Source organism: Halomonas sp. SpR1, from assembly GCF_031010175.1.
Taxonomy (GTDB): Bacteria; Pseudomonadota; Gammaproteobacteria; order Pseudomonadales; family Halomonadaceae; genus Vreelandella.
Genome location: NZ_JAUAMB010000048.1, coordinates 1 through 20,593, shown reverse-complemented (window position 1 = coordinate 20,593; position 20,593 = coordinate 1). Strand labels below are relative to the sequence as shown.

Below are 20,593 nucleotides of genomic sequence, written 5' to 3'. Positions count from 1 at the left end.
CCATGCTACGTAGATTAATGATCAGTGCCGCCCTTGTCGGCACACTATTCGCCGCCGTTGGGGCCCACGCGGAGCAGTTCGCCCGGGTTGGCGATTACGAAATTCACTACAGCGCGGTGAATAGCAGCTTTTTGACCCCAGAAGTAGCCCAGGCGCATAACCTCCAGCGCAGTGCCAACCGCGGCCTGGTTAATGTAAGCGTTCGCGAGCGCCAGGAGGATGGCAGCACCCGCCCGGTTAACGCCAGCGTACAGGGCCACGTTAGCGGCTTGACGGGTACCCAAGAGTCGCTCAGCTTCCGCACCGTGCACGACGGCGATGCCACCTACCACCTGGCACCATTTACCATACGCGACGATGAAAACATGCGCTTTGAGCTAAGCGTGCGCTACGACCGCAACGCGGCACCCGAGCCAGTGAACTTTATTCAGCGTTTTTATATTGATCGCTAGGCACTTCTGTATAGCTCTCGACATGAGCCGTGGGCAGATTGACGCAAGGGCGCTGTAAACCCATCCTTGGGCGCTACTTTCGCCACCTGACCGCCATGGATGGCGTGAATGCCGGAATTAAAGGGAATATTTTCCGGCCATGGCGAAAGACCCTTGCTTACAACTACCCACTGCCACTGGTTACATTCCAACGCAGGCAAAGCTTGATCTATTTACAGCCGCACAGGCAGGTGGCGGGTTAATCCCACCCTAATGGGGCGCGCCTGCTCCCGCACAACCTCAATGCCATAAGCCAGCACTTCCACTCCGCTCGCAGCGGCCTCTGCCAGGGCCGCTGCGTAAGTGGCATCGATATGCGCAGCAGCGGCCACATCTGCAATGCCTTCGTGGGCGACACAAAACAGCAGCACCGCCCGCTCGCCCTGCTCTGCCAGCACGCGCAGCGAATGCAGATGCTTGGTGCCGCGCACGCTGACCGAATCGGGGAAGTAGCCATGGCCATCCTGCTCTTTGAGGGTGACCTGCTTCACCTCGATATACGCCCGCCCCCGCTCTGGATCGTCCAGCATAAAATCGAGCCGGGCATCGGCTACTTTTACCTCTCGGCGCAGCGTGGCGTAGCCTGCCAAGGTTGCCAACGAACCCGCCTCCAGCGCCGCTTCCACGATGCGATTAGCGCGGCCGGTATGCACCGAGGCAAGCGCCAGCTGTCCGTCGGCCTGCGGTAGCTCGATAAACTCCCACGTCCAGGCAAGCTTGCGCTTAGGGTTGTCACTGGGCGACAGCCATACCCGGCACCCCGGCACGTTCACCGCCTTCATTGAGCCGGTATTGGGGCAGTGGGCCACCACCTCTCGGCCATCATCTAAACGAATATCGGCTAGAAAGCGCTTATAACGTTTGAGTAGCGTGCCTGGCACAAGCTCGGGGTAGTTGAGCATCACAGCCTGCTCACAAAGCGGGCAATCCGCGCCACCGCCTCTTCCAGGCGGGCAACCTCGTTGGTGAAGGCAATGCGCACATGATACTCACCGCCGCGCACGGCGAAATCGATACCGGGGGTAATAGCCACGTTCTCTTCCTGCAACAGGCGTTCACAGAAGGCCTGGCTATCGTGGCTGTAGCGGGAGATATCCAGCCACAGATAGAACGCCCCCTGGGGTGGTAGATCCGGCGCCAGCCCCAGGCTCGCCAATCCTTCCAACAGCACCTGACGGCGCTCTTTTAGCGTTTCGCGGCGCTGCTCAAGAATGCCACGGCATTCAGGCGTAAAAGCGGCCATAGCCGCGTGCTGTGAAGGCGTTGGCGCGGCCAGAAACATATTCTGTGCCAGCCGTGTTAACGGCTCCACCGCATGCTCCGGCGCCACCAGCCAGCCCAAGCGCCAGCCAGTCATGCCAAAATATTTTGAGAAGCTATTCACCACAAAGGCGTTGTCGGAGAGCGAGGTTGCCGAGAACGGCGCATCGTCGTAGTTGAGGCCCTGATAGATCTCATCGATAATCACCTCGCCTTCACGCTCGGCAACCGCTGCGAGCACGGCTGAGAGCTGCTGCGCGCTCAGCGTATGCCCGGTGGGGTTGGAGGGCGACGCCAGCATCGCAAGGCTTGTTTCCTCACGCCAATGCTTCGTCACCAGATCAGCGTCCAACTGCCAGCCGCTCTCACGCCCCACGGATACCGCATCAATTTTCGCACCCGCCAGGGCCATAAAATGGCGGTTGCAGGGGTAGTTCGGGTCGGCCATCAGCACCCGCGAGCCGCTTTCGACGAGTAGCTGGCTGGCCAACAGCAATGCTCCTGACGCCCCTGGCGTTACTAGAATACGCGCCGGATCCACCGAGGCATTAAAGTGCTCGGCGTAGTGGCTGGCGATTGCCTCACGCAGTGCAGGCAAGCCAGCCGCGGGCGTGTAGCGGGTATGGCCATTGGCCAGTGCCTGTTGCCCGGCCGCAATAATCGGCGCTGGGGTCGCAAAATCCGGCTCACCCACTTCCAGATGAATCACATCGTGGCCGGCGGCTTCCCGTGCCTGGGCCATTTCCAGCAAATGCATGACCCGAAAAGGGGCAACGTGATCGACACGCGAATTCCAGGCCATAACGGCTCCTTCATCTATTCATTTTTTAAAACTAGGTAAATATTTAAAAACTAACTAAAACATCGCGCTAGTCATATTCAAGGCCAGACTATCGTCAAAAGCTCACCATTATGCTTGCAACCCAGCCATTTTTCAGCTAAACAAGCATCCCTTTGGCGTGAGATCGTGACAATCGCTCATGGTCGATCAGTAGTCACATATGTAAGGGGCAGTCCCATGCCAGTAGCAGAAAAGAAACCGGAAGCGTCCAAGTCCTTCACCCCGTATGAGTCAGCGCCGGGTGAAGAGTATATGAACGAGCAGCAGCTAGCGCACTTCCGTCAGCTGCTGCTGGATTGGAAACAGGATCTCATGGAAGAGGTGGATCGTACCGTACGCCACCTGCAGGAAGACGCGAACAACTACGCCGACCCCGCCGACCGTGCTACTCAGGAAGAGGGCTTTAGCCTGGAACTGCGCACTCGGGATCGCGAGCGTAAGCTGCTCAAGAAGATTAACGAAACCATCGATAAAATCGATGATGATGACTACGGCTTCTGCGAAGCCTGCGGCGTTGAAATCGGCATCCGCCGTTTAGAAGCTCGCCCCACCGCCACCCTCTGTGTGGACTGCAAAACCTTGGCAGAACTAAAGGAGAAGCAGCTCGGCGGCTGAGCACTAAAACAACGTTCTACTTGAACGCGGGCACCTTAGGGTGCCCGTTTTTGTTGACAGCGCTTGCCTGAACCACCAAGGACGACGCTACAATGAACGACTCTGTTGGCTACCGTGGCCGCTTTGCGCCTACGCCCTCAGGCCCGCTGCACTTTGGCTCTTTGGTTGCCGCTTTAGGCAGCTACCTAGACGCCCGTGCGGCACGGGGGGAGTGGTTGGTACGCATTGAGGATATCGACCCGCCCCGCTGCCCTGAAGGCGCGGCGAGCACGATCCTGCGTCAGCTGGAAACCTTTGGCCTGGAGTGGGATGGGAGTGTAATGTGGCAGCACACCCGTGATGAGGCTTATCAAATTGCCTTAGACCAGCTTATCCAACTCGGGCTTGCCTACCCCTGCAGCTGTTCCCGTAAACAGTGGCAGGGGTTTGACATCTACCCTGGCTGGTGCCGCGATGGCGTTTGCGATCCCACCAAACCAGTGGCCTGGCGGCTGCGCAGCGACCTTGGCGAACGCCCTATTCGCTGGGACGACCGGCTATTCGGCGCGCAGCAGTTTGATCCCGCTGAATTAGGCGATGTGGTATTAAAGCGCAAAGATGACCTGTGGGCCTACCAGTTGGCCGTGGTGGTCGATGACGCCGAGCAGAACATTACCGATGTGGTGCGCGGGCTCGACCTGCTCGACAACACCCCCTGGCAGCGCCAGTTGCAGAGTGCGCTTGGGCTAGCGCAACCGCGCTACCTGCACTTGCCGCTGATCGTCACCGCTGAAGGCCAGAAGCTCTCGAAGCAAAACCTCGCTCCCGCCCTGGCGGAAGATAACCACGGTGTACGCCAGCAGCTCTTTCAGGCCCTGCAGGCGCTTGATCAAACGCCGCCCCAAGACCTCGCAGCAGAGCCCCCGTCGACTCAGCTACACTGGGCGGTAGCGAACTGGTCACTGGCACGGCTAAGCCCGACAGCACACCGTTTAACGCCCCTCTTACATCCATCAGGAGATTGATATGTACGTCTATCGCATCATGCTGTTTTTGGTGTTTGGCGGTTACCTGCTCTCTCCGCTGCTGATGAACGGCTGGAGCGACCCAGAGGCTGCCTGGTACCGGCCGTTTGTGATTTGGGGTGGCCTGATTGCGCTGACCCTGTGGCTGGAGCAGAAGAGGAAGCTTGATGAACGTTGAGATGCCCGTTGAGATAGTCGGCGTCCTACTGCTGGGGCTGGGCTATTTAGCGCTGCTGTTTGGCTGCGGTTTTGCGGTAGAGCGCGGCTGGGTGCCGGTGCGCATTACCCGCCATCCAATTGTTTACACCCTCGCCCTGGGCGTTTACGCCAGCGCCTGGGCGATTTATGGCAGCGTGGAAATGGCCGCCCATGCCGGGTTTGGCTACCTCGCCTACTACCTGGGCGCAGCGGGTGCCTTCTTGCTCGCCCCGGTGCTGCTGGTACCCATCCAGCGCATCACCCGCACCTATCAACTCTCGTCGCTGGCGGATCTGTTTGCTTTTCGCTTTCGCTCCCGCTGGGCGGGTACGCTGGTCACCCTGGTCAGTCTGCTGGCAGTGCTGCCACTGCTCGGCATTCAAGTGCAAACCCTGAGCGAAGCCATCAATATCGTCACCGCAAGCCAAGCGGGAGGCAGCATTGCGCTCCTTTTTTGCGCGGTGATTGCCGCTTTCGCGGTGATTTTTGGCGCCCGTCACAGCCAGTCTCATGGCCGTCACGACACCCTGCTCAGCGCCATCGCGTTTGAATCGATTGTTAAGCTGCTGGCTATGCTGGGGCTTGGTGCGGTGGCGCTATGGATGGTATTTGACGGCCCTGGCGATCTACAGCTGTGGCTGGAAGGCCCCGGCGCTCTTCTCCAGCAACAGACGCCCAAACTTGACCCTGCCCAGTGGCGAACCCTGTTGCTGCTGTTTTTTGCCGCAGCCTTCATGATGCCGCATCTGTTTCATATCAGTTTTTCAGAAAGTCTGTCGCGGCATACCCTGCTACAAGCCAGTTGGGCACTGCCGCTGTTTCTGCTGCTCATGGCACTGCCCGTGCCACTGATTTGGTGGGCCGCTCAGTCGGTTAATACCGATATACCCATCGCCGCCTATGCCGCCTACCTGATGACCGAACACTGGTGGGTCGGGGCACTGGCATTTATCGGCGGGTTAGCCGCCGCCAGCGGCACCATGATCATGATCGCGCTGGCGCTTTCCGGCATGATACTCAACCACATTGTGCTGGTAGCAAGGCCCCCCGAGGCGCGCAGCGACCTCTACGGCTGGCTGTTGTGGCTGCGCCGTGGGCTGGTGGTTGCTGTGATTATCGGCGGCTGGCTGTTTTACCAATGGGTAGGGCGACACCACGGCTTAATTGGCCTTGGGTTAGCCGCCTTTGTTGGCATGGCACAATGCCTGCCGGGTATGCTGGCACTGCTCTATTGGCCGGGTGCTAACCGTAAAGGCATGGTTATTGGCCTGATCGCAGGCGTCGGCGTGTGGCTGTGGGGTCTATGGCTGCCACTTATGCTCTCGCTTCCCGTACCGACCCTACCCGTTACGCCGCTTACCGACCCTGGCGCACCGGTTTGGTACAACGTTACGTTACTGTCGTTAGCGGTGAATATCCTGCTGCTGATTGTGATATCGCTGTTCACGCGTATTTCTGAAGGGGAACAAACCGCTGCAGAGGCGTGCTCAGTGGACGCCGTTATCCGCTCCAAACGCTTCCCACTGGAGGCTGCCACGGCCAGCGACTTTTCTACCCACTTAGCCCACGCACTCGGCGATGAAGCCGCCAGCCGTGAAGTGAACAGGGCTCTGCAAGCGCTCAACTTGACGCCCCAGGAGCGCCGTCCCTACGCCCTGCGCCGCTTGCGTGACCGCATTCAGGCGAACTTGTCTGGCTTGATGGGCCCTTCAGTGGCTCGAGACATCGTTGATCGCTACCTGCCCTACCGCCACGACGACACCCCAGAAACCGACGATATTCACTTTGTCGAGAGCCGCCTGGAAGCTTATCGCTCACGACTGACGGGGTTAGCCCGTGAGCTCGACGGTTTACGCCGCCACCATCGCCAGACCCTGGCCTATTTACCGGTAGGGCTGTGCGTTCTGGGGGATGACGATGAGCTTTTGATGTGGAATCAGGCGCTCTCGCAACTCTCGGGCATTAGCGGTGAGAGTGTGATCGGCTCACGCCGCGATAGCCTGCCGGCCCCCTGGCCCAGGCTGTTGGGCAGCGCGTTAGAGGCAACGCCAGGCCCGCTATACAAGCAAGCGGTGGCGCTCCACGGCCGGGACTACTTCCTGACCCTGCACAAAGCCATTCTCAGCGGCAATGACAGCCGTGGCGGCAGCGTTATCCTGATTGAAGACCACACCGAAATGAAGTGGCTGGAAGATGAACTGGTGCATGCGGCGCGCCTCGCCTCTATCGGCCAGCTAGCCGCCGGGGTCGCCCATGAAATTGGCAACCCCATTACCGGCATCTCGTCGCTGGCACAAAACCTACGCTACGACACCAACGATCCCGCCCTGCTGGAGACCGCCGACCAAATCCAGCAGTTGACCCAACGGGTGACTAAAATCGTCAATTCATTGGTCGGCTTTGCCCATGGAGGTCGCCAATCGGTACCCATCCCCGCCTCGCCTGTGGCGCTTGCCTCGATTAGCGAAGACGCACTGCACTTGATCCACCTCGCCCGCTCGGGAGAGGATGTTATCTTAACCAATGAGACGCCCGACGACGTGGTGGTGCGTGGCGATGCCCAGCGATTAACCCAAGTGATGGTCAATCTGCTCAGCAATGCCCGGGATGCCTGCGATCAGGGGGGAGAAGTTCATATTACCGCAGGATGCCAAGGCCAGCTTGCCTGGTGGCGGATAGTCGATAATGGCCAGGGCATCGACCCACGGGTACGCGACCACTTATTCGAGCCCTTTACCACCACCAAACCCGCCGGCGAGGGCACCGGCCTGGGCCTTTCATTGGCCTACCAGATTATCAATGAGCACCAGGGTAAAATAGACGTGGCCTCGCCACCCCCGGGACAGCCTCGCGGCACGGCCATTACGTTATGGTTGCCGCTTTACCAACAGGATGATCAGCCGACCCATGCCCAGGATTCTGATTGTTGAAGATGAAGCGATTATTCGCAGCGCATTGAAGCGGCTGCTGGAACGCCACGACTATATGGTTAGCGAAGCGGGCAACGCTGAAGAGGCCTGCCAGCTTGAGCTCACCGGTTTCGACCTCATTATCAGCGACCTGCGCCTACCGGGCGAACCGGGCACGGCGCTGATCGCGGCAGCCGCGCCCGTACCGGTATTGATTATGACCAGTTATGCGAGCATGCGCTCGGCTGTAGAAGCACTCAAACTAGGCGCGGTGGACTATGTCGCTAAGCCCTTTGACCACGCGGAGCTACTTGAAACCGTTGAGAGGATTCTGCACAAGCAGTCCATGCAGCAGAGCCCACCGCCGGATATCACCGATGCAGGCGGCGGTCGCCAAACCATGATCGGCAACTGCGTCGCCATGCAGCAGGTCTACACCCGCATTAGTAAAACCGCCCCCGCCGATGTCACCGTACTGATTCTCGGCGAGTCGGGCACCGGTAAGGAGCTGGTGGCAAGGGCCATTCACCAGCAGAGCAAACGCGCCAAGGCGCCGCTGATCTGCGTTAACTGCGCGGCGATTCCTGAAACGCTGATCGAATCCGAGCTGTTTGGCCATGAGAAAGGCGCTTTTACCGGCGCCAGCGCTGCGCGCACTGGGTTAGTCGAAGCCGCTGATGGCGGCACGCTGTTTTTGGATGAGATTGGCGAGCTTCCGTTGGATGCCCAGGCACGCCTGCTACGCGTTCTGCAAGAGGGGGAGATCCGCAAAATTGGCTCGGTGGAAACCCGCCACGTTAACGTCCGGCTGATTGCGGCCACCCATCGCGACCTGCGTGCGCTATCAAAAACCGGCGAGTTCCGCCTCGACCTTTATTACCGTCTGAACGTGATGCAGATTGAGCTGCCGCCCCTGCGAGAGCGTGAGGATGACGTGCTTGAGATCGCCGACATCCTGCTCGACAAGGCGTGTAAACGACACGAGCGCACGGGGCTACGCCTATCCCGCGCCGCCCGCCAGGATCTGCGCGACTACCCATGGCCGGGCAACGTTCGCGAACTGGAGAATGCCCTTGAGCGTGGTGTCATTCTTGCCGAAGGTCACCTGATCCACCCGGATGATCTGGGGCTGGCGCCGGCCCCCTCTCGTCCCCATACACCTCCTGCTAACGCCTCAGTTAGCGGTGGTGGCGGGGATAAAGCCGCCGAAGAGAATGAAGACGACCTCTCTTTAGAAGATTACTTCCAGCACTTTGTGCTTGAGCACCAAGACCAAATGAGTGAAACCGAGCTGGCACAAAAGCTGGGTATTAGCCGTAAAAACCTCTGGGAGCGGCGCCAACGTTTGGGTATACCGCGCAAAAAAACTGCCCGGCGCCCAGGTTAAGCACCTGGGCAGTACTTCCACTCCCCCTGCCACCCGCACCCTCTACGACCATTGTCTAATACACTGATTTAAATAAGAAATATCCCACCTCTCACCACGATTGCACTGTTACCTTCCCACACAACACAGCGCACAAACGGTCGCGAAAGGGGTAACACTTTTCACCTCACAAAGTTCCTTAGCGTTCAAAAAAACGCCAACCTGCTGAAATTTATAATGTATTAAATAGGTGGCACAGCGTCTGCAATATTACTGGGTAAGAAAAACAAACTGGGCATAGCGGTAGGTCGCCAATAAAAACAACATGACCTCACCCCACACCTGAGCCACAACAAGAACAACAGGGCCAGGTAGAGATAACAGTACTAATAAAAACAACAGGCTTGAATCTCATTACTTGCTTGCGCGGGCAACACAGGCGCAGCGAACAATAATAAAACCAGCAAGTGGCCCGATAAGGACGCGACGTACAACGTGACTTGGCATCCTAACAACAACAATAGCTGTCAGTGTGTACACCCCGGCGCCAATAATAATTCCCCGGGGGGAGAAAAGTTCGCGGTTGGATTATTGTTTTGAATACGAGGCGGTCGGAGCGATTGCGATCCTTACGCCTACCGACTGCGGTGCGTATTCAGGGCGATGTGCCATCATGAAGAAAAACAGCAGCACGGACGCTGATTGATTGCTTAATAGGGGAGGCTCTCTTAGCCTCCCCTTTCCGTGTCTGGCCCCTTGAGTTTACGCAAACCGGCGTCAAATGCTTTGCAAGCCTTAGGGGGTCGGATACACTCAGGCATTAACTGTCGATGTTAAGCACTCATTTAACGTGCGTTTTACCTAGACACGTTACGCGATTGTTGATTTTTTATGTACCCTGCGAGTTGAAATCGTCGCATGTTTAAAGGATTTACCCGTTTCCTACACAGCCCGGGGGAGCAATTGAAAACCTTGCTTGAACCCCAAGAGAGCAGCACCAGCGCCCTTACGCCGCGCACCATCCCTCGGTCCGAGCACCCTGTTTCTCGCCAGCATATTAGCGATGCCGCGTTAAAAGTGCTTTATCGCCTTAGCGGTGCAGGTTACGACGCCTATCTAGTGGGCGGCTGCATACGCGATGCCCTGCTTGGCAAGATGCCCAAGGATTTTGACGTCGCCACCAACGCCACTCCCGAACAGGTTCGCGATCTGTTTCGTAATTCGCGTCTGATTGGCCGTCGTTTTCGGATTGTCCATGTGCGCTTTGGTCGCGAGGTCATAGAGGTCACCACTTTCCGTGGCAAACCCCAAGATGAGCATGGCGATCACATTGCCCATCAGTCCGATGAAGGGTTACTGCTACGCGACAATGTATGGGGCAATATTGAAGAGGACGCGCTGCGGCGCGACTTCACCGTCAATGCGCTCTACTACAATATCGCCGACTTCAGCATCACCGACTTCGCCAATGGTGCCAAGGATATTAAGACCCGTACCCTGCGTCTAATTGGCGACCCGGCGACGCGTTACCGCGAAGACCCGGTCAGAATGCTACGGGCGGTGCGCTTTGCGGCTAAGCTCGACTTCACCCTAGACCCAGCAACCGAAGCGCCGATGTACGATCAGGCGCCGCTGCTGCTGCAGATTCCTCCTGCGCGTCTATTCGATGAAGTCCTCAAGCTATTTATGTCGGGCCACGGCTTGGTCACTTTCCGGCTGCTTAGTCACTACGGTTTATTCGGCATGCTGTTCCCCGAGGCCGAAGAAGCCATGGCCGACGCCGCCTGGGCCGAAGAGCTAATCGAGCAAGCGCTGACCAATACCGACAAGCGAATCGCCGAAGAGCGTCCGGTCACCCCGGCGTTCCTGTTGGCGGCGTTTTTATGGGCACCGGTCAAACATCGCCAGGAAGCACTGGAGCAGGAGGGCATGCCGCCCATTCCCGCGCTTCAAGCGGCGGCTCAGCAGGTGGTTTCTCGTCAGTTAGAGTTCACCTCGATTCCCAAGCGCTTTGGTATCCCCATGCGGGAGATTTGGGAGTTACAGCAGCGCCTACCCCAGCGGCGCGGTAAAAAAGCCTTTCAAACCCGTGAACATTCGCGTTTCCGGGCGGGCTATGACCTGCTCCTGCTGCGCGAGCAGGCGGGTGAAATACCCAGTGGTTTAGGCGAGTGGTGGACGGCGTTTCAGCGCGGCGATGAGCATGAACAGCGGCGTTTGCTACAAAAAGTTGGCGGCGACCCCGCCAGTCAAGGTGACCGCCGTCGCAAACGGCGCCGTAAGCCGAGCGCGCCAGAGTAGTGGGTGCGCCTCACCAGCTTGCCTATATCGGCTTGGGTAGCAATCTCGAATCGCCGATTGAGCAGGTTCGCGAGGCGCTAAATGAGCTGGCAATGCTGCCGCTAAGTCGATTGGTAGCAGCGTCGTCGCTCTACGCCAGCCGCCCTGTGGGCCCCCAAGATCAGCCGGACTTTATCAACGCCGTAGCCGCGCTGGAGACACACCTCTCACCGCTGGCACTGCTTGATCAGCTTCAGGCGTTAGAGCAGCAGCATCGCCGCCGCCGCCAGCGCCACTGGGGGCCACGTACCCTCGACCTGGACCTACTGCTCTACGCCAACGCCGCTATCGACACGCCTCGGCTACGCGTACCACACCCGCACATGACTGCCCGGGCCTTTGTTTTAGTCCCGCTCGCTGAGATTGCCCCTTCAACTCATCTTTATCAAAAGCCACTATCCGTATGGCTTGAGCATATTAATGCACAAGACTCAAACCATGGCTTAGAGCGTCTAGCGTCACTGACAATTCGGGCCTGAGGTTGGAGATTATCACCTTGAAGGTTTCCAACGCTTCAAGGTAATGACAGCGGGAATACAGCTAAATTAAGAAACAGCTTGTTTTCGCCTCTATATTTAAGCTTACGGATTCATTGTCCTTAGGATTATTCACAGCTAAGCTTGCTAACAGTAGCTCAGATAAAAGTGATATGTGTAGGCTTGCTGCAAGGCTGCATATTCACTAACTCTATAGTTACTAAGTCTTCCAGAACAAATTAACTTACGAGGAATCTCGGAATGAGTATATCTGGCATCAACAGTCAACATGCATACGCGGTAACTGGAAACGCCATCTCAATGAAGGAAACCCTACACGCAAGAAAAATGACAGAATCTGAGGTAACCGAGGCTAGAGAACCGCTTTCTATACAGAAACATGCCGCCCAACAAGCAAGAAACGCCGACAATGCTCCAGAGAATTTATTTGCAGAAATAAAGGTTAACGGCAAAGTGGTAGCAAAAGTATGGGATTCAGGATTGGCTCAAACTCCTAGAGACCTACAGTTAAGCACGAATGGTGGAGGCCTGCCGTTGGCTCAGGAACGCGCTGAGCAAATAGCAAAAGAGTTAGGTGGCGAGATAAATTACTCTACAAAACCAAGCTCTTACAGCTTCTCGGATTCACTGGCTCAGATTCTTAACAGTTACCACGATCGATAAAAATCTGCACTCTACGTTGTGAGTAGACATCATTGAACTGTTCTCAGAGGAGAGGAGATATGGGGCATTTTACTGGAACACAATTTGACGACATTATTGATATTCGTAACGAACCATTAACAGGGCAAGCGACTAGCCATGGCGTAGTGGCAGGTAGTGGCAGGTAGTGGCAGGTAGTGGCAATGATATTGTCTATGGAAGCCAGCATACAAAGGGAAGGCGGGAACGACACAATATTTGGTTACCTCTCTAATGATGTCCTTGTAGGCGGGGAAGGAGATGATTATCTAGATGAAGGAGAAGGAGATGACTTGTTATCTGGAGGGCCAGGCGCAGACATTTTGATAGGAGGTGCTGGTAATGATCGGATGTATGGAGGAAACGGTGACGATCGCTACTACCATGGTGCCAATGATGGGGTCGATATTATAAACGATGACTTATCACCATCTGAAAGTACTGGTTTCGGGGGAGGAAGCGATACAATTTTCTTTACTGATATTAATTTAGCCGACCTGGATTATATCAGATCCGAAGGTTCTGATGACCTCTGGCTATCTAGTGTCGCTGATCTCTCTGATGGAACTTTTGATGATAGTGTTATTGTTGAAGACTTTTTTCTCGGTGGCAATAATATGATTGAAACTGTAGGTACCGCCGATAACTATCTCATAGACCTAACGCAAATAGCGTAAAGCTGGTAACAGGCGCTTCTCTTACAATAGTCATGGAAAAGCGCTTTTTAGTCGCAATCGTTTCCCTCAAATCTCATCCACACAATTCTTATTGTTGTATCTGCCTACTTGAGGCACTACAGCGGGTACTCAAGAACACACCTGACACAGCCTCTTATTAGACCTTTACCAATCGCCGTTGGCATTTGATCATAGAACTTGAAACGCCTCCCCAATGCCTAGTGTGCGGCTAATGCTACCTTTTGACACAAATCTCGACACCGACACCCCATTCAGGTAACAATCACCGGTTACGCCACTTCGCGCATGCAGGGATGCAGCATTAATAATGGTCGGCTGCCTATGTCGCAGCGGCCTCACGTAAAACATGAGAGCACACCATGAAAACCGTCACCCTAAGCACGCTGCAGGCCTATAAGCAGGCTGGCGAGACGTTCAGTTGCCTGACCGCTTACGATGCCTCCTTTGCCCACGCGGCAAGCCAGGCAGGCATTGATGTCCTGCTGGTCGGTGATTCGCTGGGCATGGTGCTACAGGGCCATAGCAGCACTCTCCCCGTCACCATTGAAGACATCGTTTACCACACCCGCTGCGCGGCGCGTGGCAAAGGCCATAGCCTGCTGATGGTGGATCTGCCGTTTATGAGCAATGCTACCACCGAGCGTCTGCTGGAAGATGCCGGCGCCGTGATGCGCGCGGGGGCGGAGCTGGTCAAGCTGGAAGGCGAAGCGTGGATGGCCGATGGCATCCGTGAACTCACTCGTCGCGGTGTGCCGGTGTGCGCCCACCTGGGGTTAACCCCACAAACCGTGCATCAACTGGGTGGCTATAAAGTGCAAGGCCGCGATGCCGCTCACGCCGAGCGAATCATCAGCGATGCCAAAGTTTTAGTCGAGGCAGGCGCTTCAGTGATTCTGCTTGAATGCGTCCCTGCCAGCCTAGGCAAAGCGGTCACCGAAGCACTGGAAGTGCCGGTGATTGGCATTGGCGCCGGCCCGGATACCGATGGCCAGATTCTGGTGATGCACGATGTGCTTGGCGTTACCCATGGCCGCACGCCTCGCTTTGTGAAAAACTTTATGGCCGAGGCTGACAGCATTCAAGCGGCTTTCCAGCACTACCACGAAGCCGTCAAAACCCGCGCCTTCCCGGCTCAAGAGCACTGTTTTTAAAATCGGTTTTTAAAATCGGTTTTTAAGCCCGGTTTTTAAAAAACCGTTTTTAAGACAGCTCGACTATCGCCCATTTTTTGTTATTGGCACGAAACGACTATGCGCACTTTGCGAGACATTGATGAGCTACGCAGCATGCTGCGAGATTACCGCCAACGCGGCCAGCGTATTGCCCTGGTGCCCACCATGGGCAATCTGCATGCCGGGCACCTAGCGCTGGTCGCCTGCGCGCGCCAGCACGCTGATATCGTGGTCTCGAGCCTGTTCGTCAATCCCATGCAGTTTGGCCCAGGCGAAGATTTAGACGGCTATCCGCGTACCTTTGATGCCGATCAAGCGCAGCTTATCGGGGCCAGCTGCGACATCCTATTTGCTCCGGCGGTAAGCACGCTCTACCCCAACGGCTTAGACGCCCAGACCCGGGTGCATGTGCCCGTGGTGGGCGAAGGACTGTGTGGCGGCTCGCGCCCCGGCCATTTCGATGGTGTTTCCACCGTGGTCAGTATGCTGTTTAACCTGGTGCAACCGGACGTCGCCTGCTTTGGGGAGAAGGATTACCAGCAGCTTGCGGTAATACGTAAGCTGGTGCGCGACCTGCACATGCCCATCGAAATTATCGGTGTGCCCATCGTCCGTGCAGAGGATGGCCTGGCGCTGTCATCGCGTAACGGCTATTTAAGCCGCGAAGAGCGTGCCATTGCACCGCTGCTCTACCGCACGCTGTGCGCCTTGCGCGATGCACTGGAGCGCGGCGAAGCTATCGAAAAGGTACTACACCAGGGCAACACCGCGCTGTATGATGCGGGCTTTACGCTGGACTATCTGGAACTACGGGATGTCACGCTAGGCCCCGTAAACCTAGCCACCCGCCATGCAATACTGCTGGCCGCCGCCAAGTTAGGCCCGGCGCGGTTAATCGACAACCTCACGGTTCAGCTCCCGGCCAGCGCTGCCGCTACTATTAATGAATAAACAAACAACGGGGAATACAGGAACTCACCATGCACACCATTATGCTCAAAGCCAAACTTCACATGGCGCGCGTCACTCACGCGGTACTCAACTACGAAGGCTCCTGCGCCATCGACGGTGACCTGCTGGATATGGCGGGCATCCGTGAAAATGAGCAGATCCAGATTTACAACGTCGAAAACGGCGAGCGCTTCACCACCTACGCTATTCGCGGTGAGGAGGGCTCCAAACTCATCTCGATCAACGGCGCTGCGGCCCATCTTGCCGCGCCGGGCCACCGGATCATTATCTGCAGCTATGCCCACTACTCTGAAGCTGAACTGGAACACCATCAGCCTGCGCTGGTGTATCTCCAGGAAGGCAACCACGTCAGCCACACCAGCAATATTATCCCGGTGCAGCTGGCCTAATCTTAGCGCCTTTACTACTTTCTCCTGACGGGCCACATGTTGGCCCGTTTTTATTTGCCCATAAAGGTTTATTGCCGCAATGCACCACCTTCCCCTATGCTGAAGAAACGGCTGACAGAGCTCGAATAAAAGAGTACGGCTGGCAGAGCACGCCTAGCGGGCATCTGACATCAGACTGTCTGTTAATCACTTCAGGAGTCATTTTATGCAAGAAGTAGTCATTGTTGCGGCACGCCGCACCGCTGTGGGCGCTTTCGGTGGTTCCCTCGCAGGTATTCCCGCGAGCGACCTGGGCGCCCTGGTGATCAAGGATATCCTCGCCTCCACCGGCGTTTCTCCCGATCAGGTTGACGAAGTACTACTGGGCCAGGTGCTCACGGCGGGCGTTGGCCAAAACCCAGCGCGCCAAGCGGCAATCAAAGGCGGCCTACCGGACTCGGTACCGGCCATGACCATTAACAAAGTGTGTGGTTCAGGCCTTAAGGCGCTGCATCTCGCCACTCAAGCCATTCGCTGTGGCGATGCCGAACTGATTCTGGCCGGCGGCCAGGAGAACATGTCAGCCTCGCCCCACGTGCTGCCCAACTCCCGCAACGGTCAGCGCATGGGCGATTGGAAAGCGATCGACTCCATGGTGCACGACGGCCTGTGGGACGCTTTCAATAATTACCATATGGGCATCACCGCCGAAAACTTAGCGGAGAAGTACGGCATCACCCGCGAAGCGATGGACGAGTTCGCAGCGGCGTCTCAACAAAAAGCCGCGGCGGCGATTAGAGAGGGCAAATTCAAAGGCCAGATCGTGCCGGTGGAAATTCCCCAGCGCAAAGGCGATCCGGTGGTGTTTGATACCGACGAGAATCCTCGCGAAGTCACCGCTGAAAAACTCGGCGGCATGCGCCCAGCATTTAAGAAAGATGGCACCGTTACCGCCGGTAACGCCTCGGCACTCAACGACGGCGCGGCGGTGGTGATGCTCTGCTCCGCCGAAAAAGCCAAACAGTTGGGACTAGAGCCACTGGCACGCATAGCGGCTTACTCCAACGCAGGCGTTGACCCTGCCATCATGGGTATCGGCCCAGCACCGGCCACCCGCCGCTGCCTGGAAAAAGCCGGCTGGAGCCTGGACGACCTGGACTTGGTAGAAGCCAATGAGGCGTTTGCCGCCCAGGCGCTATCCGTCAACAAAGAGCTCGGTTGGGACACCTCTAAAGTGAACGTCAACGGCGGTGCGATTGCCCTGGGGCACCCAATCGGCGCTTCTGGCTGCCGCGTACTGGTCACCCTGCTCCACGAAATGATCGCCCGCGATGCCAAAAAAGGCCTCGCCACGCTGTGTATCGGCGGCGGCCAGGGTGTCGCGCTGGCGATTGAGCGTCCTTAATTACCCACCGAGGTTCACGCCTAACCAGTGCCCCCGTTACTTACGGGGGCATTTTTTTGACCTGTATTGGGTTAACGTGACTTTTCACCGACCACCTTGGCTGGCGTGCTTAGCACTAACAGCATCCCCAGTAGAAACAATCCCGATGCAGCCCACATGGCGATAGGCAAGCTAGTGCCGTCGACGATACGCCCGCCGACCATGGCTCCCAGTCCAATCGACATATTGAAGGTAAACGCCATCAACGCCGTGGCGGCTTCGGTATTGGGTGCGGTGCGCAAAATCCAGGTTTGGATACTGACTGATACGCTACCGAACACGGCACCCCAGGCCATGAGCAGTAACACGCCGCTGCTCGGCTGAACGCCCAACAGCGGGAACACGGCCACCACGATGAGCAACAGGCTGGGAATCGCCAGCACCGCGCGGTAAGGGTGCCGCCCAGCGAACATACCCGTCGCAATATTGCCTATAATGCCTGCGGCGCCGTAAAGCAGCAGTAGGCTGCCCACATGACGCTGGGAAATACCGCTAATCTCCTGCAGGATAGGACTGATAAAAGTGTAGGCGGCAAAGTGCCCCACCACGACAAAGGCTGTGGTTAGCACCGCGACGCGCACACCACGATTGCTAAATTGCTGCGCCAGTACTCGAAGACGAACGGGTTCACGTGGTGGCAAAGGCGGCAGCCAACGCCACAGTGCAATGGCTGTTAACAGGCTAAAACCGCCCAACGCGCCAAAGGCTACTCGCCAGTTGCTGAAATCGCCCAGTAGCGTACCCAAAGGCACGCCCAGCACCGAGGCCGCAGCAACGCCACCAAAGATCATCGTCATGGCTTTAGGCACCTGAGCTTCGGGCACCAGGCGCGGGGCAATGCTGCCCGCCACCGCCCAGAACCCACCAATACAAAGCCCCACAAGCACACGGGAGGCCAGCAACAGCGCAAAGTTGCTCGCCAAGGCTGTAAACACACTCCCCGCTACCATAACGACCATCAATACCGTGAGCATGATGCGCCTATCCAAGCGCCCCACCGCGACCGGTAACAGCGGAGCTGAGAAAGCCGCAACAACGCCAGGCACCGTCACCATTAAGCCCGCCATGCCTGGGGTAACGCCCATCGATGAGGCCACCTGGGACAATAAGCCAATCGGCAGTTGTTCTGCGGTTACCAGTAAAAAAATGCCGATCATCACGGCCACCACCGCCCACCAGCGCGGCGCTTGCTCCTGCTCCATCGCGATTTACTCCCTGATTCTTTATATCCCTGACGATCACAGCTCACAAACAACACCGCCCCCGTAGCCGGGGCTACGAGGGCGGTATCAGAAACCTACCTAACGATTTAAATCACTCGCTTTAAATCGTCGCTTCGGTTTCCGCTGCTTCTGCGGCAAAAGCGGCTTTCTCTTCTTCGGTTATCTCTTTCATCGACAGCTTCACGCGGTTGCGGTTGTCGATATCAAGCACTTTAACGATCACGTCGTCGCCTTCGTTCAAGAAGTCGCGCACGTTGTTTACGCGCTCGGCAACGATTTGCGAGATATGCACCAGGCCGTCGGTACCCGGCATAATGTTAACAAACGCGCCGAAGTCAGCAATGCGTACCACTTTACCCATATACAGCTTGCCGATTTCCGCTTCAGCGGTGATCGACAGTACGGTGTCAATAGCGCGCTTGGCGGCGGCTTTATCTTCCGCGTAGATACGCACGGTGCCGTCGTCGTCGAGATCGATTGAGGCGCCGGTGTCTTCGCAGATTTTACGAATCATCGCACCGCCCTTACCGATCACATCGCGGATCTTGTCGGGATCAATTTTGATCGTCGCCATGGAGGGCGCGTTGTCGGAGACATCGCTACGGCTCTGGCTAATCACGGCATTCATCTGCTCAAGAATGCTCAGGCGCGCGGTAAGCGCTTGTTGAAGCGCGAGCTCCATAATCTCTTCGTTGATACCTTCGATCTTGATGTCCATCTGCAGGGCGGTAACGCCCTCTTCGGAACCAGCGACTTTAAAGTCCATATCGCCAAGGTGGTCTTCGTCACCCAGGATATCGGTCAGTACCGCGAAGCCGTCTTCATCTTTCACTAAGCCCATGGCGATACCGGCGACCGGTGCCTTTAGCGGTACGCCCGCATCCATCAAGGCAAGCGACGAGCCACACACAGAGGCCATCGAGCTTGAGCCATTAGACTCGGTGATTTCCGAAACCACGCGGATGGTATACGGAAAGACATCTTCTGACGGCAGCATTGCCTGAACGCCACGGCGTGCTAAACGGCCGTGGCCGATTTCGCGACGCTTCGGCCCGCCAAAAAAGCCCGCTTCGCCTACGCAGTAGGGAGGGAAGTTGTAGTGCAGCATAAAGCGGTCTTTACGCTCACCTTCCAGCGATTCGATTAACTGCGAATCACGCAACGTCCCCAAGGTTGCAATAGCAATCGCCTGGGTTTCGCCACGGGTGAAGATAGCGGAGCCATGGGTTTTGGGCAGAGTACCCACCTCAATGGACAGCGGACGAACTGTTTGATTGTCGCGACCATCGATGCGGGGCTCGCCTTTTACAACGCGCGAACGAACCACTCGTTTTTCAAGGCTCGCGAATGCACCTTTGACGTCATCCTTGGCGAATTTACCTTCAGACTCTTCGCCCTCGGCAGCGACCAGCAGAGCCACCGCCTCGTCCTTCAATGCCGACAGCGCATCTTGACGGGCCATTTTATCGGTAATCCGATAGGCTTCACCGACTTTGGCTTCGAAAGCATCGGCCATGGCCGCTTTAAGCGCTTGGTTCACTTCCGGGGGCTGCCAGTCCCAGCGCGGCTTACCGGCTTCAGCAACCAATTCGTTAATCGCGCTGATCGCCACCTGCATCTCCTGGTGGCCAAACAGCACGGCACCGAGCATTTCATCTTCGAGCAGCTCTTGGGCTTCAGATTCCACCATTAATACGGCTTTATCGGTACCGGCGACCACCATATCCAGTTCTGAGCTCTTCAGCTCTTCAACGGTCGGGTTTAGAAAGTAGCCTTTCTCTTCGTTAAAGCCTACGCGTGCACAGCCGATCGGGCCGCTGAACGGTACGCCAGAAATCGACAACGCCGCAGAGGTGCCCAGCATCGCCGCGACATCCGGGTCGTGATTGCGATCGGTCGACAAAACAGTACAGATCACCTGCACTTCGTTCATAAAGCCTTTGGGGAAAAGCGGACGAATCGGACGGTCAATCAGCCGCGAAGTCAGCGTCTCTTTCTCGGTGGGACGCCCTTCGCGCTTGAAGAAGCCGCCGGGAATCTTGCCCACTGCGTAGGTTTTCTCTTGGTAGTGTACCGAGAGTGGGAAAAAGGGTTGGCTCGGGTTGGCCTCTTTACGAGCAACAACGGTACACAGCACGACAGTGTCATCCATGGTAACCATGACAGCGCCGGTAGCTTGGCGAGCAATACGCCCGGTTTCGAGCGTGACGGTGCTACGACCGTACTGGAACGTTTTTTTTACCGGATTCACAGCGACTTCCTTCAGCATTATCAATATCTACTTGTCTATTCGTTTAGGTCGTTTTGACTCGTTACCATTCTAGGCGCTGGAGCGCCATAGGGCTACCTGTTCCTACTTGCCCCCAGCACTATTGAGAAAAACCGAAAATCGAGTAGGAAGGGGAGTCGCCTCCCCTGTCCTCTCACACCACCGGGCATACGGTTCCGTACCACGGCGGTTCATGAAGAACGCTTGAGCCATCTTACCGCGTCCAGTATCGAGATCAGTCCCTG

18 protein-coding genes are annotated in these 20,593 nt (G+C 56.8%); 14 read left to right on the top strand and 4 right to left on the bottom strand.

The window, feature by feature from the left end:
• Window positions 1-2 precede the first annotated feature (2 nt).
• The gene (locus QT231_RS22045) at window positions 3-452 is read left to right on the top strand and encodes a DUF4426 domain-containing protein (protein WP_308338940.1); all 450 of its coding nucleotides are present in this window, start codon (window positions 3-5) and stop codon (window positions 450-452) included.
• Window positions 453-664: 212 nt separating this feature from the next.
• Here QT231_RS22045 and sfsA read toward each other — a convergent pair whose 3' ends face one another.
• Together sfsA and QT231_RS22035 are read right to left on the bottom strand one after the other, a co-directional pair.
• Entirely contained in the window at window positions 665-1,393 is a 729-nt protein-coding gene (sfsA, locus tag QT231_RS22040; protein ID WP_308338939.1) for a DNA/RNA nuclease SfsA, read from the bottom strand.
• Entirely contained in the window at window positions 1,393-2,553 is a 1,161-nt protein-coding gene (locus QT231_RS22035) for an aminotransferase class I/II-fold pyridoxal phosphate-dependent enzyme (RefSeq protein WP_308338938.1), read from the bottom strand. The genes sfsA and QT231_RS22035 overlap by 1 nt, the downstream gene beginning before the upstream one ends.
• A gap of 216 nt (window positions 2,554-2,769) precedes the next feature.
• Here QT231_RS22035 and dksA point away from each other — a divergent pair, with 216 nt between their 5' ends.
• The 13 genes from dksA to QT231_RS21970 all read left to right on the top strand — a co-directional run bounded on the left by dksA (window position 2,770) and on the right by QT231_RS21970 (window position 16,817).
• A complete protein-coding gene (gene dksA / locus QT231_RS22030; RefSeq protein ID WP_308321820.1) occupies window positions 2,770-3,207 on the top strand; it encodes an RNA polymerase-binding protein DksA in 438 nt (145 codons plus the stop codon).
• A gap of 92 nt (window positions 3,208-3,299) precedes the next feature.
• Entirely contained in the window at window positions 3,300-4,211 is a 912-nt protein-coding gene (gene gluQRS / locus QT231_RS22025; protein WP_308338937.1) for a tRNA glutamyl-Q(34) synthetase GluQRS, read from the top strand.
• A gap of 1 nt (window position 4,212) precedes the next feature.
• Window positions 4,213-4,389: a hypothetical protein gene (locus tag QT231_RS22020; RefSeq protein ID WP_308338936.1), complete on the top strand. Its 177-nt coding sequence runs from the start codon at window positions 4,213-4,215 to the stop codon at window positions 4,387-4,389.
• A 1-nt stretch (window position 4,390) separates the two neighbouring features.
• Window positions 4,391-7,339 (top strand): ATP-binding protein, encoded by a 2,949-nt coding sequence (locus QT231_RS22015; protein ID WP_308338950.1) that lies wholly within the window; start codon window positions 4,391-4,393, stop codon window positions 7,337-7,339.
• On the top strand, window positions 7,317-8,705 hold the full coding sequence (locus QT231_RS22010) for a sigma-54 dependent transcriptional regulator (protein WP_308338935.1): 1,389 nt from the start codon (window positions 7,317-7,319) through the stop codon (window positions 8,703-8,705). Before QT231_RS22015 ends, QT231_RS22010 begins: the two co-directional genes overlap by 23 nt.
• Before the next feature lie 897 nt (window positions 8,706-9,602).
• Entirely contained in the window at window positions 9,603-10,985 is a 1,383-nt protein-coding gene (gene pcnB / locus QT231_RS22005; RefSeq protein ID WP_308338934.1) for a polynucleotide adenylyltransferase PcnB, read from the top strand.
• Window positions 10,985-11,503: a 2-amino-4-hydroxy-6-hydroxymethyldihydropteridine diphosphokinase gene (gene folK, locus QT231_RS22000; RefSeq protein ID WP_308338933.1), complete on the top strand. Its 519-nt coding sequence runs from the start codon at window positions 10,985-10,987 to the stop codon at window positions 11,501-11,503. Before pcnB ends, folK begins: the two co-directional genes overlap by 1 nt.
• A 258-nt stretch (window positions 11,504-11,761) precedes the next feature.
• Window positions 11,762-12,184, top strand: a complete 423-nt coding sequence (locus tag QT231_RS21995; protein ID WP_308338932.1) for a hypothetical protein — start codon at window positions 11,762-11,764, stop codon at window positions 12,182-12,184.
• Window positions 12,185-12,378: 194 nt separating this feature from the next.
• Window positions 12,379-12,879 carry a hypothetical protein gene (locus QT231_RS21990; RefSeq protein ID WP_308338931.1) on the top strand — a complete coding sequence of 167 codons (501 nt, stop codon included), beginning with the start codon at window positions 12,379-12,381 and terminating at the stop codon, window positions 12,877-12,879.
• 380 nt (window positions 12,880-13,259) lie between these two features.
• The gene (gene panB / locus QT231_RS21985; protein WP_308338930.1) at window positions 13,260-14,051 is read left to right on the top strand and encodes a 3-methyl-2-oxobutanoate hydroxymethyltransferase; all 792 of its coding nucleotides are present in this window, start codon (window positions 13,260-13,262) and stop codon (window positions 14,049-14,051) included.
• Between the two features lie 99 nt (window positions 14,052-14,150).
• A complete protein-coding gene (gene panC / locus QT231_RS21980) occupies window positions 14,151-15,023 on the top strand; it encodes a pantoate--beta-alanine ligase (protein ID WP_308338929.1) in 873 nt (290 codons plus the stop codon).
• 29 nt (window positions 15,024-15,052) lie between these two features.
• On the top strand, window positions 15,053-15,433 hold the full coding sequence (gene panD, locus QT231_RS21975; protein WP_308338928.1) for an aspartate 1-decarboxylase: 381 nt from the start codon (window positions 15,053-15,055) through the stop codon (window positions 15,431-15,433).
• 205 nt (window positions 15,434-15,638) lie between these two features.
• Window positions 15,639-16,817 carry an acetyl-CoA C-acetyltransferase gene (locus QT231_RS21970; protein ID WP_308338927.1) on the top strand — a complete coding sequence of 393 codons (1,179 nt, stop codon included), beginning with the start codon at window positions 15,639-15,641 and terminating at the stop codon, window positions 16,815-16,817.
• Window positions 16,818-16,888: 71 nt separating this feature from the next.
• On the opposite strand, the gene QT231_RS21965 is transcribed toward QT231_RS21970, so the two are convergent.
• On the bottom strand, window positions 16,889-18,058 hold the full coding sequence (locus tag QT231_RS21965; protein ID WP_308338926.1) for an MFS transporter: 1,170 nt from the start codon (window positions 18,056-18,058) through the stop codon (window positions 16,889-16,891).
• A gap of 121 nt (window positions 18,059-18,179) precedes the next feature.
• Window positions 18,180-20,348 (bottom strand): polyribonucleotide nucleotidyltransferase, encoded by a 2,169-nt coding sequence (pnp, locus tag QT231_RS21960; RefSeq protein WP_308338925.1) that lies wholly within the window; start codon window positions 20,346-20,348, stop codon window positions 18,180-18,182.
• Between the last annotated feature and the right edge of the window lie 245 nt (window positions 20,349-20,593).

Coding starts and splice junctions, on each gene's coding strand:
- sfsA (WP_308338939.1), bottom strand. CDS start 1,393: ATGCTCAACTACCCCGAGCTTGTGCCAGGCACGCTACTCAAACGTTAT.
- pnp (WP_308338925.1), bottom strand. CDS start 20,348: ATGCTGAAGGAAGTCGCTGTGAATCCGGTAAAAAAAACGTTCCAGTAC.
- QT231_RS21965 (WP_308338926.1), bottom strand. CDS start 18,058: ATGGAGCAGGAGCAAGCGCCGCGCTGGTGGGCGGTGGTGGCCGTGATG.
- QT231_RS22035 (WP_308338938.1), bottom strand. CDS start 2,553: ATGGCCTGGAATTCGCGTGTCGATCACGTTGCCCCTTTTCGGGTCATG.
- dksA (WP_308321820.1), top strand. CDS start 2,770: ATGCCAGTAGCAGAAAAGAAACCGGAAGCGTCCAAGTCCTTCACCCCG.
- QT231_RS22020 (WP_308338936.1), top strand. CDS start 4,213: ATGTACGTCTATCGCATCATGCTGTTTTTGGTGTTTGGCGGTTACCTG.
- panD (WP_308338928.1), top strand. CDS start 15,053: ATGCACACCATTATGCTCAAAGCCAAACTTCACATGGCGCGCGTCACT.
- pcnB (WP_308338934.1), top strand. CDS start 9,603: ATGTTTAAAGGATTTACCCGTTTCCTACACAGCCCGGGGGAGCAATTG.
- panC (WP_308338929.1), top strand. CDS start 14,151: ATGCGCACTTTGCGAGACATTGATGAGCTACGCAGCATGCTGCGAGAT.
- QT231_RS21995 (WP_308338932.1), top strand. CDS start 11,762: ATGAGTATATCTGGCATCAACAGTCAACATGCATACGCGGTAACTGGA.
- QT231_RS21990 (WP_308338931.1), top strand. CDS start 12,379: ATGGAAGCCAGCATACAAAGGGAAGGCGGGAACGACACAATATTTGGT.
- QT231_RS22015 (WP_308338950.1), top strand. CDS start 4,391: ATGCCCGTTGAGATAGTCGGCGTCCTACTGCTGGGGCTGGGCTATTTA.
- gluQRS (WP_308338937.1), top strand. CDS start 3,300: ATGAACGACTCTGTTGGCTACCGTGGCCGCTTTGCGCCTACGCCCTCA.
- QT231_RS22010 (WP_308338935.1), top strand. CDS start 7,317: ATGCCCAGGATTCTGATTGTTGAAGATGAAGCGATTATTCGCAGCGCA.
- QT231_RS21970 (WP_308338927.1), top strand. CDS start 15,639: ATGCAAGAAGTAGTCATTGTTGCGGCACGCCGCACCGCTGTGGGCGCT.
- QT231_RS22045 (WP_308338940.1), top strand. CDS start 3: ATGCTACGTAGATTAATGATCAGTGCCGCCCTTGTCGGCACACTATTC.
- panB (WP_308338930.1), top strand. CDS start 13,260: ATGAAAACCGTCACCCTAAGCACGCTGCAGGCCTATAAGCAGGCTGGC.